Origin of the sequence: Anabaena cylindrica UHCC 0172 (assembly GCF_034931625.1) — a bacterium.
In the GTDB taxonomy this organism is placed as follows: domain Bacteria; phylum Cyanobacteriota; class Cyanobacteriia; order Cyanobacteriales; family Nostocaceae; genus Anabaena; species Anabaena cylindrica_A.
Map to the genome: position 1 here is coordinate 16,888 of NZ_JAYGGY010000013.1, position 16,247 is coordinate 33,134.

Consider the following 16,247-nt stretch of genomic DNA (forward strand, 5'->3'; position numbering starts at 1 on the left):
TACTCAACAGTAAAGTAGTGGAGAAGCTGGCATGGTTTTACTCCAATCTGTAATTTAAGCCTATCAACTACCAGCTAATACATTTGAGACTTATAGCTTAACTGGTGATGCGATTCCTACGGCGAGCAAAGCGATCGCAATTTTAGAATCTTTGGCGCAACAGGTAAAAAATTAGATTGGTTATTATGGCGATTTTCAGATGAATGAACCGAACTATCTTTATTCTCGTTCTACAAAAGGCGCTGCTGATGTTAGAGATGAAGAAAAATCTTGATAATACCTCATCCTCTAATTCAACAACGCCCACTATTTTAATACTCAGCACAGGCTAAATGCCCCGCTACCGCTTACAGTACTTACACTGCTTCCGTATTCTTTTCCCCAGTACGAATACGGATAACTTGCTCAATAGGAGAGATGAAAATCTTACCATCACCAATTTCTCCAGTCCGGGCGGCTGAGATAATTTTATCAACCACCATATCCACTTGGGAATCTTCAACTACGATTTCCACCTTGAGTTTTTGTAGAAACTCAACCGTGTATTCCGAACCCCGGTAGCGTTCAGTTTGACCTTTTTGTCGTCCAAAACCACGGACTTCAGAAATTGTCATTCCCACAATTCCCGCATTAACCAAGGCAATTTTTACCTCATCCAACTTAAATGGACGGATAATAGCTTCTACTTTTCTCATTTTTTGCAATTCCTGACTTCTAAGAGCATCGTTTATATATCTAACCAGATTAGTTGTCTAAAGCTGTAACTATAGAGCTACCGTTTAACTTGAGTTTGATGTATTGTATTTCACCACTGCTCAGGTGTCTAGACCTTACTTACTGGCTTTGTTCCTGAAGGAGCGATCGCCAATCTGCGATCGCTTTTTCTGTCCACAGCCAATTTTGAGCCAATTTATCGACTGTAAACTTTGCCGGTTCATTCTCAATAACTGTTTGACGCAGTTTAATTGCTTCTTTAAGATATTGCCCTTGTCTAGCAACAGGTTGATTATTTACAGATTTATATAAACCTAAAGCTAACCCCGCATAAGAAGTTAAAGCCGCTGGTGGCATAATCGGATTGGGAGATTCTGCTTCTGTCAAATTTGTATTCTGGGGATTGAGTGACAAATTCAAAGCCTTGAACCAAGCATCATTAGCGCGATTTAAATTTCCCTCTGCATAGTAAGCAAATCCCAAAGCATTATTATACAACACAGAATCCGGTCGATCTCGCACTGCAATTTCCCAGTAACGACGAGCATCATCAAAACTGTATTTGTTATCTCTGGTTTGAGCAAATTGCCAAGCCAAGCGTCCCCGTAAAAAGTTGACAGATGGATCTTCAGTTTGCTTAGTAGGAATCAAAGCTAAAGCAGTTTCTGCTGATTTCAAAGCGCCACGATTCAGTAATTCATCTACAGCCTCTAACCCTGATTTTAAATTACCTTGACTCAATTGTTCTGTAGCCGTAGCAGTGACAATTCCTGTAGCTGATGTTTGTAGATTAATGGGTTCTAATTTGCGGTTAGCAAAATTATCGGTAGGAATCGGCGGGATTTTGCCGATCACTGACGGTCGATATTGCCACCACATCACACCCATCAGAATTGCCAGTCCTGCACCTACAAGCCCAAGGATTGGCCATAATAGACGACGGCGACGTGGTAGATGAATTAGTGGTAATGGGGGTTGTTGAAAGTTTTCCTGATTACCTTCAACAATTGGCGTAGTTGACGCTGTTTCTGTGACACTATCTCCCCATAAATCTAAATTTTCTTCTACCTCTGAAGGCTGCTTTTCCTGGTGATCATTTTCTCGTACAGGTTGCTCTAGTTCCGCCTTCATGGAAGTTTCTTCAGTAGAAACTTGTGGATTACCTAACTGACGAAACAAATCGGAAACAATTGCCGAATCTTCATCATAACCAGGTTGATCATACTCAATTTCATCTAAAAGATCCCCCCAAGTATCATCCCCTAGCCAATCTAGCTCAGATGCATCCCGTGCTAAACCTGAGGGCATCATATCCTCAAAATTTAAAGCCATCTGGGCATCATCTGTCACAGCAGCATACATCGAATTAACTGATGTTCCCACCGGCGAGTGATATTCATTGAACAATTCCGCATTTGCAGACAAACCAATTTGCGGAGACAGAAAACCTTCAAATTCCCGCTGTAGATACAGCATTGGTAACGCCCAGTACATCTGGTGAGAACCATAGGCCGAAATTAAGCCTTGACGTACCCGACTCACACACAAATCTAGGGGATAGCCCTGACTTAAATTACGGTAAAACAATTGCGTTAACGTCAGCGCCACTTCATCGGGAATCCGTTCTGACATTGCCAAAACGCTTCTCAAACCCCTTTTCACCAAACTTTCAGTTAGGTTACGTTCCCCTGTCTCTCCAGATGTATCAGACTTAGCTCTGTATGCTCCCAAACAAGAGTTAAATACTGCCATTTGAATATTATTATTCACCAGCAACCCTGCTAAATCATCACCGCTGAGGGTTTCTGTTAAGCCAGTTCTTCTGCTGACTAAATAAATTTCTCCTCCATTAGCCCCCAAGTTACTATGACCAGAGTAATGCAGAACGTGATATCGTCCCTGTTCTAGAGCTTGGGTTAACTCTTCCCTTCCTGGTTGATCAAGGAGCGTTAGTTCAATTTCTGGAAGATAATTTCCATTTTCAGTGGTTCGGGGGTTTTGGCGATGTAATTCGGCTTGTAAGTTAATCGCTTCTTGTTTGAGCAAATCAAGACGCACTTGATCAGTGGGGGAAGAAATAACCATCAACACCTTTACCCCGCTATCTTCCTGTAGCGTGGGGATATTGCGAGTTGCTAGTCTTGATGTTGCCGGAATTCCACTTTGGTAACGAGAAAAAGCGATATATGGCCCAGTAGCCAGAGGGCGATCGCCTGCGTGCATCACTTCCCAAGGCAAACGCGCCAACTTATTATCTTTAAGTCCTAAACGCAAACGCAGCACCTGCTGCTGATTCTGGGCAATACCTTGGGCAGTAATCCAACTATCTCTCAGAGTGCCTTGAAACAGAGCATTATACAATTGTTGACCCAATGCCACCAAGTTTACAGAGTTTCTAGCGATGCCTGCGGCAGACTGCGTTGCAGCATCCCCCTGTAGCACTAACTGTAAAGGGTCATTCATTAAATGTCCTGCTGCCACTAACCACTCGGCCACAGGCCAAGTTACCAGTTCCTCTGCCAATGGCACCCCAGGTGCGACTTGTTCCGTCCGCACCAAGTAGTCATTCTGCCCTACTGGGGTTACGGAAATGTGAAATTCCTGGGTCACAACTTCTCCTGTTTGCCTCCTAAATCCGGTTTGAACCGTAAAAATTTTCTAGTCCTTTTTCCCTCTAGCTGATACTTTAGAAGCATATTGCCAAGGAATGTTTCTGATTTTGTGTTGTTTCGCCTTTTTTGCACGAACAACTTTATCCGGATTGGATTACTTCAGACTAGAACACTTTAATGGTAGATGCACCTTGATCTTCAACTCCCCTGGTAGGCTAACACCCGCCGGGGGTTTTCTTTTTAATTTTGGCAAAAAAAGCAATCTTTGACCCAAGAATTTCTTCTCAAACTATCAGTAGATCAAATTCTGATAAATAACTTCCCTAACCAACTATTAGCCACAGGATTTTTTTTCCGTAAGTAATAGCCCGATTTGGTTGAATTTATCCGGAGCATAGTTAGATAAACAAGAACGTTTAAATGGTAGATGCACCCTGATAATTAATTTCCCCTAGTTGGCTAACACCACTGGGGGGTTTTTATGTGGTTGGTGAATATCAATAATTGAAACGCCACCAAATTTTTCCGGAGATAACATTAAACCTGAGAACATTGGATTAGTAGATGCACCCTGATAACTAACTTCCCCTAGCTGATTAACACTCACTGGGGGTTTTTTATGTAGTTGGTGAATATCAATAATTGAAACGCCATCAAATTTTTCCGGAGATAACATTAAATCTGAGAACATTGGATTAGTAGATGCACCCTGATAACTAACTTCCCCTAGCTGATTAATACTCACTGGGGGTTTTTTATGTGGTTGGCAAATATTAATGATTGAAACGCCACCAAATTTTTCCGGAGACAACATTAAACCTGAGAACATTTAATTAGTAGATGCACCCTGATAACTAACTTCCCCTAGCTGGCTAACACCCACTGGGGGTTTTTTTTAGTCATAAACAAAAACAATCATGCACCTGAATTGATCCGGAGATAACATTAAACCTGAGAACATTTAATTAGTAGATGCACCCTGATAACTAACTTCCCCTAGCTGGCTAACACCACTGGGGGTTTTTTGTAGCTACTACCAATCATAGTTCATAAAACCATAGACAAAGATATCAGGGTTTATTTCTTAATTGCTAGAATTTCACCAAGACATTGACTTAGTTTATCGACTATGAAGGCGTAAAGATGTTTATTTATGCCTAAAATAGCCTATGTCTGACTATAAATCAACTAAAGTTTTGTAATGTAATACAACCCTGATTCTCAAAGATTTATCCGGAGTACGGTGTGAAACCTGAGAAAATTAAACTGGTAGATGCACCCTGATAACTAATTTCCCCTGGTAGGCTAACACCCGCTAGGGGTTTTTTGTAGTTATACTAAAAACGGGTTAAAAGTGTCATTCTGTAGCTTGCTTCCCGTAGGGTACGAAGTGAAGAATCTCCGAGATACTTCCCTGCACTACGTTACGGTCAGTATGACATAAGTCCAAGTTTGACCCGTTTGCAGTATAGCAACAATCATACTACACCTATCTCTGAAAAATTTATCCGTAGCCAGTAGATTTAAAAATAACAGTTAGTTGCTATATTCACCCTGATAACTAACTTCCTCTAGCTGACTAACACTCACTGAGAGTTTTTGATTCAGAAACAGAAACAAACTTCTGGAGGAGAAATTTATCCGGATGATGGTGAAGCACCTGAGAAAATTAAATTGGTAGATGCACCCTGATAACTAATCTCCCCTAGCTGGTTAATACCTACTGGGGGTTTTTTGTTGGCAAAGACAAGCTGCATATAACCATTTGCTAACAGGCTGGGGCTGTTGCAATATTTTAGCCTAATTACCGCCGGCTAGAAAGTCCCAGGTTAACCATGTTGTCTGCCAAAAACAGAACCCCGTTCCTAAATCGCTTTCACTCCATTTTGGGATGAAGCTATGACTTCAGAATGATTGCCGTGATATATAAATAGGGTTCTTAATAATTTTTCCACAATTAACGCTCTCGTCGGCAGCCTAGTACCGCAGGGCGGAAATCAAAAGTAAGACAGCATAGGATTGTCGGAGATTTAGAATAGTTGGTTTATTTATGCCGTGCTGTACTAGTAGTCTGTCAAATATATTTTGACGAATAAAGAAGAAACGAACCGCGTTCGCGTAGCGTACCGTAGGTATAGACGCGAAGAACGTGAAGGAAGAAGGAAGAATTATTTACCCGTCAATTAGTTATTGACAGACCACTAGTACAACACAGCGTAAATAGGATGACCATTAAAAGCTACGAAAGTTTGATTGATTACAAGGCTTGAAAATGGTTCATTCACTTACGCCGCACGGTACTAGTTTTAACTATGGGGTTTGGAATAGGTCACTAAACAATTGTTTTTACCAGATGAGAAACCCTGAAGTGAGTACAAGTGGTCTCTCAGGTAAAAATTCGACTAAGTAGTTAAAACCCTCAAAGCATAATAAGGGCAACAATTTTCTACTCAAAAAAAAATTCATAGAAAATTCATAAAGAGAATCGTTATTATTATCTCGTATTTACACTGATTAAAAAGGCAAACCTCTTCAGAAACAATTCTTTGGCCAGTTCAAAACTAGTGAATTAACGGATGTTAAGAAAGGTTGAGTTTATTGATTTAGTAAAAATACGGATAGGCATTTAACTAAATTGCTTGTATGTGTCACGATTAAGTGTGGAGATAGAAAAATTCCATCAAACACATGGCTATACAGATTTACTCCGTACAGATGAGATATGTGTAGAGCCATAGATTCAGATCACCCTACTCTGTATGGTGTTGCCAAATGAATCAATGCCCCTCTACCCAAAATTTGCCAATGACAAACGCCTCTACCTTGATAGAATTACTGCGCTGGCGTGCTACCCATGAAGTTGACAAACTCGCCTATAGGTTTCTGATTGATGGAAAAAAAGAGGGAAGCAAGTTAACCTATGGAGAACTTGACCTCCAAGCCCGTGCCATTGGCGCACTGTTGCAGCAACACAATGCCAAAGGGCAGCGGGCATTATTGCTTTATCCTCAAGGATTGGATGTCATAGCGGCTTTTTTGGGTAGTCTCTATGGTGGGGTGATAGCTATACCTGTGCCACCGCCTGATGCGGGTAGGTTGAAGCGAGCATTGCCTCGGTTAAGGGCGATAGTGAAAGATGCGAATGCGGCTTTTGCTTTAACTAATCAACGTTTTCTCACTATCTTGCAAGAGGCAGAATTAGATTTTCCAGAGTTTGAGCAGATGCAATGGATAGCCACTGAAGATATTGATCTGAAAATGGCGGAACAGTGGCAAGATCCTCAAGTGAGTCCAGATACCCTGGCATATCTGCAATATACATCGGGTTCGACTTCCACACCGAAAGGGGTGATGATCAGCCACCACAACATCATGCACCACTGTGGCTATCTGCAAAAAGCTTGTGGCTATGATGCAGAGAGTGTTTCTATCACTTGGATGCCTTACTTCCATGATTACGGACTGGTGGAAGGATTGACTGAGCCACTCTACAATGGTCATCCTTGCTATGTTATGTCTCCTTTAGCTTTTATCAAACAGCCGATTCGCTGGCTCCAAGCTATTTCTCGCTATCGGGGTACTCATAGTCAGGCTCCTAACTTTGCTTATGAGCAGTGTGTCGGACGTGTTACCGAATTACAAATGGAAGGTCTTGATCTTAGCAGTTGGGTAGCAGCGGGTAATGCGGCAGAACCGATTAATCCTAGAGTGTTGGCAGAGTTTTTTGAGAAGTTTGCACCTTGTGGATTCCGTTGGGAAAGCTTTGCTCCCGCTTATGGATTGGCAGAGGATACATTGCTGGTGTCAACGAGTCCTAGAGAAGAAGCACCTGTACTTTGTCTGGTAAAAACGTCGGAAATTGAGAAAAATAAGATTGTCGAAGCCAGTGCTTGGGGTGATGGTGTGCGGGCTATTCCTGGATGTGGTCAGTTGGTGTGTGATACCAAAGTAGCGATCGCAAATCCCGATACCTTAACTCGTTGTCTACCCGATGAGGTGGGTGAGGTTTGGGTATCTGATCCTAGTGTGGCTGGGGGTTATTGGCATCGTCCAGCAGAGAGCGAGAGTACCTTCCGTGCCTATACTGCCGATACAAAAGAGGGTCCATTCCTACGAACTGGTGATTTAGGTTTTATCAAAGGTGGTGAGTTATTCATCACGGGCAGGATCAAAGACTTGATCATTATCAGGGGTACTAACCACTATCCCCAAGACTTGGAATGGACAGTACAGCAAATTCATCCCGCCCTGCGTCCAGACTACGGTGCAGCCTTTTCTATAGATGTGGATGCGGTAGAGCGACTGGTAATAGTGCAGGAAATTAAACGCAATTCTGAAGAGTTTGTAGCCGATGAGCTAATTAACAGTATTCGACAAGCGATCGCCGAAATTCATGAACTGCAAGTTTATGCCATTGTCTTAGCCAAGCCAGGTAACGTCCTCAAAACATCCAGTGGCAAGATTCAGCGTCGTGCTTGTAAAGCCAGTTTCCTCACAGGTGAATTGGGTGTTTTAGCTGACTGGAGCGAAAACCCTAAATTCAGTGCCAGCTACCGACAACTATCACAGGAAGTCGATTCCTTGCTGGATCAAGTTACCCACTAAGGAGAAAACCATGCAGCCACTCAAGCAATTTTGGGTTGCCGAAGCACTAGAAAAGGATTTAGGCGACCCTGGCAACCCAGATAAGATGATGTCCTTCAAACAGGTGATAGACCTGGATGAAAAGGAAGAGTTTCCCCACGAAATTATTAACTGGCTTTATAACTGGAAACTCCAACACTATTACATCCCCACAGAATGCGGTGGTGAATTTACTGGCTTTGACGAGTTTATCTCCTTTGTGAGGGTGCTTTCACGGCGAGATCAAACAGCAGCGATCGCATTCACCACCATGTTTTGGTCCTACTTGGTATGGATGGCAGGAACTGACGAGCAAAAGCAAACCCTATCCAGCTTCATGAAAGAAGCCAACGGTACTATGTGTCTAGCCTATTCAGAAAAAGCACATGGTAGCGACCTCCTGGGTGGAGATATGCAGGCCAAAAAAGTTCCCGGAGGCTACATCCTCAATGGGGAGAAATGGCCAATTAATCGTGCCACCATTTCTGGAATTGCTTTCGTACTAGGCAGAACCGACGAAGAAGGAGGAGCAAGAAGCCTTTCCTTGTTCATGGTAGAAAAGAGCAAAATTGACCAAGCCAACTATAGCCACCTCCCAAAAATCCTCACTCACGGAGTACGTGGTTCTGATATGAGTGGGATTCGTTTCGAGAACTGCTTTATTCCAGAATCCATGCGGTTAGGAGCAGAAGGTGCAGGACTAGAACTAGCACTCAAAGGCTTCCAAATCACCAGAGCTTTATGTGCAGCCTTTTCCCAAGGAGCAGCAGATACAGCCCTACGTACTACCCTCAAATTTGCCCTAAAACGCAAACTATATGGCAAAACAGTCTTTGATATGCCCCAACCCCAACGCACTCTTACCGATGCGTTTTTGGATATCCTCATTTGTGACTGTGCCACCATCGGGGTTGCGCGGGGATTTAACACCATGCCAGAGCAAATTAGCGTTTGGTCAGCAGTCGTTAAATACTTCGTTACTACCACCCTGGAAACAACGGTGCAGAATGTCTCCGTCGTTTTAGGTTCACGCTTCTATATGCGGGAAGCACATGACTGGGGGATTTTCCAAAAAGTTTTGCGGGATAACGCCATTATTAGTATGTTTGATGGCAGTACCGTCGTTAATCTCCATGCCCTACTTTTGCAACTGCGGCAGTTAGCTAAATCTCGCGCTAGAAATGCTGGATGCAATCTAGACACACTACAAACACGTCTAGTTAAAACTTTTGACCTAACACAGCCTTTACCCCCCTTTGACGGCAAAAAATTGGAATTGGTCAATCGGGGCGGTGACGATGTACTCCAAGGGCTAAACCTGGCTCTGATATCCCTGGAGAAGCTCAAAGCAGACTCAAATCTCAACCCAGACATTCTGTACCAAATCATCACCCTCACCAACATAGTTGGGGAAGAGTTAAACACTCTTGATGAGCAGATTACAACTTCTACCTTCCAGTTTGGGCATGAGCAATCGCCAGAATTATTCGATATGGCGAAACAATACTGCACTATGCACGTAGCAGCTGCTTGTGTGCATACGTGGCTTCATAACCGCAATCATCTGGGATACTTCTTTGCTAACGGAGAATGGTTGGCACTTAGCTTGCGTAAACTGCTGCTAACATTTCGTCCTGCCAAAGCATTGCCTGGACGAATCGACGACGGGGCTGTCACCCAACAGTTGATCGACTTGTACACCCAAAACCAGATGTTTTCCATCGTTCCCTTCCAACTAGCAAATTCTACACAACAGGAAACTACCAATGATGCAAGTCCAAAACTCCAACTCCAAGCTTAATACTCTGAATGCTGTTGATACTATCCAAGGATGGTTAGTTAATCAGATTGCCACGCAACTGGGTATCAATGCTCAAACTATCAAAGTTACTGAACCTTTGACTCGCTATGGTTTAGACTCCATTGATTCGGTCACAATTGTTGGTGATATGGAAGATTGGTTAGATGCAGAACTGCCTTCCACTTTACTTTGGGACTATCCAACTATTGAAAAAGCTGCTCAATATTTAGTCAATGAATTGAGTGTATTACCTGCCGCAACCACTGTTGCTAAACCAGCCACTGTTGCCAGCAAACCAAAAGAAGAAACAACTATCCAAGGCAAAGGCTGGGGTGGAATTTGGAGCAAAATCAGTGGTAGCTGATGCTAGAGATTGGTGATTGGAAAAACTTCTACCAATTACCAATTACCAATTACCAATTACCAATTACCAATTACCAATTAAACATTTCACAAACTGGAGGCAAGGTGAATTGAATTTTTCAGAGTTTTCCTTCTGGTGGGTGTTACTGCTATTTGGCATCCCTTATTTTACAGTCCGTTATATTGCCAAGTCTTTGAACCTGTGGAGAGGTATTTTCGACACGGTTGGCTTGGTATCAATGTCGTTGTTCTTGTTTCTCAACGCCTCTAAATCTAGTTTTGTCATCTTTATTTGCGAAATTATTTTCAACTACGTGATGGTGTGGTTGATGTTGAGGCAAGAAAAATGGACAGCCAAAGCGATCGCTACAATTGTAGTTGTGATTGATATCGCTATTCTGGCCTATTTCAAATATCTGAACTTTTTTGTCGAAGATGTTTTGGGCTTAGTCATACCAGGATTGGCAGCAAATTGGCAATCACGCTCTATTCCTGGTATGGGTTCAATCCCTCCTGGATTGTCGTTTTATACTTTCCAGATGGTGGCATTTGTGGTTGATTCCTACAAGAGTGCCAAAAAACAACCAATTGCAGCTTTAGATTACGTCAACTTTGTTTCCTTTTTCCCTCAAGTTGTCGCAGGGCCAATTGAACGTCGGAGCGACTTATTTCCGCAGATTGAAAACTTTCAGTTCAAATTTACACTTGATAACCTTGAATCTAGTTTTCGTTGGTTGTCTCTAGGACTATTTATGAAATTTGTCCTGGCAGACAATATTTCACCATACATCAAATTAGATCAAGTTGAAAACCCTTGGTTAGTCTGGTTTTTTGCCTTTTTATTTACTCTACAAATTTATTTTGATTTTGGTGGATATAGTTTTATTGCCCTGGGGTTAGCCAAAATTTTAGGTATTAACTTAACCCTTAACTTTCTCGCTCCCTATACTTCCCAGAGTATTAATGAGTTTTGGCGTAGGTGGCACGTCACCCTCAGCACTTGGTTTCGGGACTATGTTTTTCTGCCTTTAATGGGTAAAAACATGAAGTTAGCCCCATTCTATCTATTTATTACATTTACCCTCTCTGGTTTTTGGCACGGAGCAGCCTGGAACTTCATTATTTGGGGAGCTTATCATGGACTACTGCTGTTAGTACTGCGTTATGCCGGCAGACCTTTTTATAAATTTTTAGGACAGCAAAAGTTCCTCATGCCTCAGTTCATTTCCTGGGCTTTGACCTTTGGATCTATCATCTTAGGATGTCTGTTTTTTATGGAAACCAATACTTTGCGGTTAGTGGAAAAGCTGAAAGTTTTGGTAAATCCTGGGAATTATTCTTTATCTAATTTAGGTGAAGCTTTGACATTCTTTAATGGGAATGGAGCAGTAGCTTTGGGATTAACCTTAGTACTGTCAATAGGATTATTAATGATGGAACAAATAGGAGTTTGGCGACAAGGAGAAACTGACTATGATTTATTGATTTCTCCTTGGGTATCGAGAGCGCTTTTAGTGCTGACTATTTTGTTCGCAGCTAATACACCTTCTCCGTTTATTTACTTCGAGTTCTAGATTTTGTTATCAGTTAAAACCCTTTAGTCTTAACTGTCACCTGTTATGAAAAAGTTTCTTAGATTTTCTAGTTGGTTTGCGATCGCTACTTTAACTTGGGGTGTTGGTTATTTCTACAATGCCCGTTATGGTGGTGAACTTAGCTGGTTGCGGATGATGTATGAGCAAAAAATGGCTATAGCTAAGGAAGTACAAGCACCCCAGCGGATTCTCATCGTTGGTGGCTCTGGCGCTCACTACACAGTAGATGCAGGTCTAATACAACAAAAATTGGGAATCCCCACCCTCAACATAGCCACAGATGGACCAATCGGTTTAGATGTAATTTTGCCTAGTGTTGCCGATGTCATCAAAAAAGACGATATTGTCATTCTTATTCCCGAATATTTATTGTTACTAGATAAAGACGGATGGGGCGATCGCTCCGGTCAATTTGGTGTTGCTATCGGTAAACCCGGTTTAGGAAATGTACCCTCCAAGCAACTAGCCCAAGACTTGATGTTATTAGGTATACCCTCCTTACGCGCCGCCACTAAATCATCTTTAGATTTGCTAGAAAAAGGTCATTTAACAGGCTATTATTCTGACCCAATTACAGCCAAAGGTGATCCAACAGTCATGAAAAAACGGACTAAAAGCGAATGGTGGGAATTGAAAATCAATGATAGCGTTTCTCCTCATTCTCTCAAACGGATTCAACAATTTAAACAAGAAGTTGAAGCCAAGGGAGCAACTTTGATATTAGGGCTTTCTTGGATTTATGGCAGTACTGATACTAAAACCCTCAATAATATCCGCAAGACAGCAGAAGATTTGGGCAAAATTGCTCCTGTACTTTATGACAAACAAACCTTAAACGTTAAAAAAGATTCTAGTTTATTTGCTGATACTCATTATCATCTTAATCCTGATGGTCGCCGGACTCGCACAAGTGACCTCGTGGAACAGTTGAAAGCTGTAAATATAGTTCGTAATTACAGCACTTCCCGATATTATGAGTTACAAGAACCCCAACCCCCTCCCCCTACGGTGGGAAACCCGCCTACAGCGCTGGTTCACCGCAAGCGATGAGGAGGCTATGATATACCTCATACAATTTAAATAAAAAATTTCTATTTTCATCTGTATCTCTGCGTGCAATAAAAAAAGACGGAATTATAAATCATGTATGAAATAAAGGACAAAAATCCTCAAAAACGTAAGATAAAACAATCATATCCGGTGCGGATTTGCATTTTAGGTGGTGGGTTTGGTGGGCTATATACGGCTTTAGAATTAGGAAAATTTTCTCAAATTCGTCAGCCTAATTATGAGATTATTTTAATTGAAAAACGAGAGCTTTTTTTGTTTACTCCCCTACTCTATGAAGTGGTAACAGGAGAATTACATAATAGTGAAATTGCCCCAGCTTATAAAAAATTACTCTCAGATAGTCAAGCTCAATTTCATCAGGCAGAAATTCAAAGCGTTGACTTAGAAAACCAATTGGTAAATTTGCAAAATGGAGAAATACTAACTTATGATTATTTAGTGTTAGCTGTTGGCAAAGAAACAAGGTTAGATGTAGTTCCAGGAGCAACAAAATATGCTCGCACCTTTCGCACTTTGGCTGATGCTGAATATTTGAAAAAACAGTTACGGTTTTTGGAAGCATCAAATATACCATTAATTAGAATAGCGATCGCTGGAGCAGGTGCTAATGGTGTGGAAATAGCTTGTAAATTGGCAGATAGACTCAAAAAACGCGGGGAAATTCGTTTAATTGACCGAGGAAATAACATACTTAAAACTTTCTCTAAAGGTAGTCGTACTGCCTCATATAGGGCTTTATTGAAACGGGGTGTGCAAATAGAATTGGACACCAATATCGAAGCTATAAAATCTGATGCGATTATTATTAATCATCAAGGTAAAACTCATGAATTCAAGACAGATTTAGTTTTATGGACAGGAGGAAATCAATCAATTGAATGGGTAAAAAACCTAAAATGTCAACATAATCAACAAGGACAATTAATTGCTACACCAACTTTGCAACTAGCAGAATATCCAAATGTATTTGTATTAGGAGATTTGGCAGAAATTAGAGATATTCAAGGTAATGAATCTCCTGCTACAGCCCAAGCAGCTTTTCAACAAGCTCCCTGTGCGGCTCGTAATATCTGGGCAAAAATCACAGGACGTAAATTAAAATCATTTAGCTATTTACACCTGGGAGAAATGCTGACTTTAGGTATTAAGAATGCTGTAGTTCATAGCTTTGGGATCACCTTAGATGGTAATCTAGCTCGCATTATTCGCAAAGGAGTGTATATTCAACGTTTACCAACCCTAAAACATAAACTTCAAGTAGCTAAAAGGTGGATAGTAGGAGGTATGAAAAAACTGCTAAAAAGAAAATAGGTGTTGCTGAATCAGGATGAAATCTCAAACTCTTTATCCTCTCTGTGTCTCTGCGCCTCTGCGTGATAAAAATCATCCCTCCTATCTTCCTAACTAAAAAAAATACTTATATTTCTTCCTTCGCGGTTTATTAAAAAAATTATGTCCATTCACAAACAAACATCAAAAACATCTTGGGGAAAAAATCTAGAAACTATTTTAGGACTAGATTTACGATCGCTTGCAGTTTTTCGCATCGGTATCTCCTTAATCATCCTCACAGACTTATTTACTCGCTTTAGAGATATTACCGCCCACTATACTGATATCGGCGTACTTCCCCGGACTTTACTCAAGGAAATCGCTAAAACTGGATATTGGTCTTTACACGCCATTAGCGGTGAACCGATTTTTCAGGTACTATTATTTGCGATCGCAACTTTGATGGCGTTTTTGATGTTGGTGGGTTATCGCACAAGAGTTGCTGTCATTGCTTCCTGGGTATTGCTGATATCCCTCCACAATCGCAATCCAGCCCTGATTTTTGCAGCGGATGATGTCCTCCGCGCTCTCATGTTTTGGGCTATGTTCCTGCCGTTAGGAGCTTGTTATTCCCTGGATAGTGCGCTCAACACTTCTAGCCACAAGTTGCCAGAACGAGTATTTTCCGGTGCTACTTTCGCTCTCATGTGTCAGCAGTGCTTTATCTATATCTTCTCCGCTGCAATTAAAACTAAAAGTCCCATTTGGGTTGATGGTAGTGCGGTTTATTATGCTTTGAGTTTTGACCAATATGTCACTCCTTTTGGTCATTTTCTCCTCAATTTTCAGCCGATTTTAAATGTCTTCACTAAAATTACTTTGGTGTTGGAATGGATTGGACCATTGATGATATTCATTCCTTCTCGGAATAGCTGGTTTCGATTGGGTGCAGTTATCACTTTTATCGGTCTTCATGCCGGATTTGCCTTAACTTTAAATATCGGTATTTTCCCATTTTTGAGTATTTTTAGTTGGTTAGCATTCCTCCCCAGTTCTTTTTGGAATTATTTGGAAAGGCATTTACAAACACCAGCACGTCAAGGTTTAAAAATTTATTTTGATGCTGATTGTGGGTTTTGTAAAAAAGTAGTGCATATATTAAGAACGCTGTTGATTTTGCCGGAGACACCATTATTAATGGCGCAGGAATACCCAGATATCTGTGCTGATATGGAAGCTCATAATTCTTGGGTAATTGAAGATTGGCAAGGAAAGCGATATTTTAAATTTAAAGGCATTGCTTATGTGGTGAGCTTGTCGCCGATATTTAAGTTTTTAGTGCCGGTGTTGACTTGGAAGCCTGTAATGGCAGGGGGGACAAAGTTTTATGAAGCGATCGCATCTAACCGTAAATTCGCTGGTAATTTCACCAAACCTCTGAAATTCCGTCCTCTGGAAGTTCGTAAATCCCGGTTTTTGAATATTTTGGCTGTGGTACTGTTAATCTACGCTTTTATCTGGAATATCAGTAGTTATGCTCCTGATTTATTCAAGCGGAAAATCTGGCAAAATACAGAAGTTATTGGCCGAGTTACACGACTTGATCAATCTTGGAGTATTTTTGCACCTGCGCCACCTAGAGATGATGGCTGGCATATAATTCCTGGTAGTCTGGAAAATGGCAGCGAAGTGGATATTTTCCGAGATGGGAGTGCTGTGAATTGGGATAAACCTAGCTTGGTTGTCAGAAGCGCTATTTATCACAATATGCAATGGCGCACTTACTTTATTAATCTCAATCGAGCAGTTGGTAAAAAGCTTTATCCTTTTTATGGCAAATATCTCTGTCGCGTTTGGAACACTCAACACCAAGGCAGCGAAAAACTAGAGAAATTCAACATTTACTTTATGGATGAGCGTACAGTCCCACCTGGTGAACAGCAAACCGTGGAGAAAAAGCTCACTTGGGAACAGTCTTGTTCTGCATCATCAACTGGGCGGGGAGACCCTGCCCCTACTGGTTGAGGCGTTCAGAATATGGCATAGATTTAAATCAATGTTCTTGATTAGATAATCCAATCCATATAACTATAAGAATAAATTAGAGTACATATCGTTAATTTATCTAATCAACTAATTCATTTTTGGTAAAAATAACGGTAAGCTATATCTCATAAATATTAAGCAAAGATAAAT

At 41.3% G+C, this 16,247-nt stretch carries 10 protein-coding genes; 7 read left to right on the forward strand and 3 right to left on the reverse strand.

What is annotated here, in order from left to right; all coding sequences use genetic code 11:
* Positions 1–356: 356 nt before the first annotated feature.
* The 3 genes from VB713_RS05750 to VB713_RS05760 all read right to left on the reverse strand — a co-directional run bounded on the left by VB713_RS05750 (position 357) and on the right by VB713_RS05760 (position 4,140).
* Positions 357–695 carry a P-II family nitrogen regulator gene (locus VB713_RS05750; protein ID WP_323310619.1) on the reverse strand — a complete coding sequence of 113 codons (339 nt, stop codon included), beginning with the start codon at positions 693–695 and terminating at the stop codon, positions 357–359.
* A 139-nt stretch (positions 696–834) separates the two neighbouring features.
* The gene (hetF, locus tag VB713_RS05755) at positions 835–3,324 is read right to left on the reverse strand and encodes a cell division protein HetF (protein ID WP_323310620.1); all 2,490 of its coding nucleotides are present in this window, start codon (positions 3,322–3,324) and stop codon (positions 835–837) included.
* Between the two features lie 453 nt (positions 3,325–3,777).
* On the reverse strand, positions 3,778–4,140 hold the full coding sequence (locus VB713_RS05760; RefSeq protein WP_323310621.1) for a hypothetical protein: 363 nt from the start codon (positions 4,138–4,140) through the stop codon (positions 3,778–3,780).
* A 1,991-nt stretch (positions 4,141–6,131) separates the two neighbouring features.
* Here VB713_RS05760 and VB713_RS05765 point away from each other — a divergent pair.
* The 7 genes from VB713_RS05765 to VB713_RS05795 all read left to right on the forward strand — a co-directional run bounded on the left by VB713_RS05765 (position 6,132) and on the right by VB713_RS05795 (position 16,076).
* A complete protein-coding gene (locus VB713_RS05765; RefSeq protein WP_323310622.1) occupies positions 6,132–7,931 on the forward strand; it encodes a fatty acyl-AMP ligase in 1,800 nt (599 codons plus the stop codon).
* Positions 7,932–7,941: 10 nt separating this feature from the next.
* On the forward strand, positions 7,942–9,750 hold the full coding sequence (locus VB713_RS05770) for an acyl-CoA dehydrogenase family protein (protein WP_323310623.1): 1,809 nt from the start codon (positions 7,942–7,944) through the stop codon (positions 9,748–9,750).
* Positions 9,716–10,114: an acyl carrier protein gene (locus tag VB713_RS05775; protein WP_323310624.1), complete on the forward strand. Its 399-nt coding sequence runs from the start codon at positions 9,716–9,718 to the stop codon at positions 10,112–10,114. Before VB713_RS05770 ends, VB713_RS05775 begins: the two co-directional genes overlap by 35 nt.
* 16 nt (positions 10,115–10,130) lie before the next feature.
* On the forward strand, positions 10,131–11,687 hold the full coding sequence (locus VB713_RS05780) for an MBOAT family protein (RefSeq protein WP_323310625.1): 1,557 nt from the start codon (positions 10,131–10,133) through the stop codon (positions 11,685–11,687).
* A gap of 45 nt (positions 11,688–11,732) precedes the next feature.
* Complete coding sequence (locus VB713_RS05785; RefSeq protein ID WP_323310626.1) at positions 11,733–12,758, forward strand: hypothetical protein; 1,026 nt, start codon at positions 11,733–11,735, stop codon at positions 12,756–12,758.
* Between the two features lie 93 nt (positions 12,759–12,851).
* The gene (locus tag VB713_RS05790) at positions 12,852–14,090 is read left to right on the forward strand and encodes an NAD(P)/FAD-dependent oxidoreductase (RefSeq protein ID WP_323310627.1); all 1,239 of its coding nucleotides are present in this window, start codon (positions 12,852–12,854) and stop codon (positions 14,088–14,090) included.
* Between the two features lie 141 nt (positions 14,091–14,231).
* Positions 14,232–16,076 carry an HTTM domain-containing protein gene (locus VB713_RS05795; protein WP_323310628.1) on the forward strand — a complete coding sequence of 615 codons (1,845 nt, stop codon included), beginning with the start codon at positions 14,232–14,234 and terminating at the stop codon, positions 16,074–16,076.
* Positions 16,077–16,247: the final 171 nt, after the last annotated feature.

Excerpts from the sequence above, each read along its gene's own strand:
- VB713_RS05750 (WP_323310619.1), bottom strand. The coding sequence starts at position 695 with ATGAGAAAAGTAGAAGCTATTATCCGTCCATTTAAGTTGGATGAGGTA.
- VB713_RS05760 (WP_323310621.1), bottom strand. The coding sequence starts at position 4,140 with ATGTTGTCTCCGGAAAAATTTGGTGGCGTTTCAATCATTAATATTTGC.
- VB713_RS05765 (WP_323310622.1), top strand. The coding sequence starts at position 6,132 with ATGACAAACGCCTCTACCTTGATAGAATTACTGCGCTGGCGTGCTACC.
- VB713_RS05770 (WP_323310623.1), top strand. The coding sequence starts at position 7,942 with ATGCAGCCACTCAAGCAATTTTGGGTTGCCGAAGCACTAGAAAAGGAT.
- VB713_RS05775 (WP_323310624.1), top strand. The coding sequence starts at position 9,716 with ATGATGCAAGTCCAAAACTCCAACTCCAAGCTTAATACTCTGAATGCT.
- VB713_RS05785 (WP_323310626.1), top strand. The coding sequence starts at position 11,733 with ATGAAAAAGTTTCTTAGATTTTCTAGTTGGTTTGCGATCGCTACTTTA.
- VB713_RS05790 (WP_323310627.1), top strand. The coding sequence starts at position 12,852 with ATGTATGAAATAAAGGACAAAAATCCTCAAAAACGTAAGATAAAACAA.
- VB713_RS05795 (WP_323310628.1), top strand. The coding sequence starts at position 14,232 with ATGTCCATTCACAAACAAACATCAAAAACATCTTGGGGAAAAAATCTA.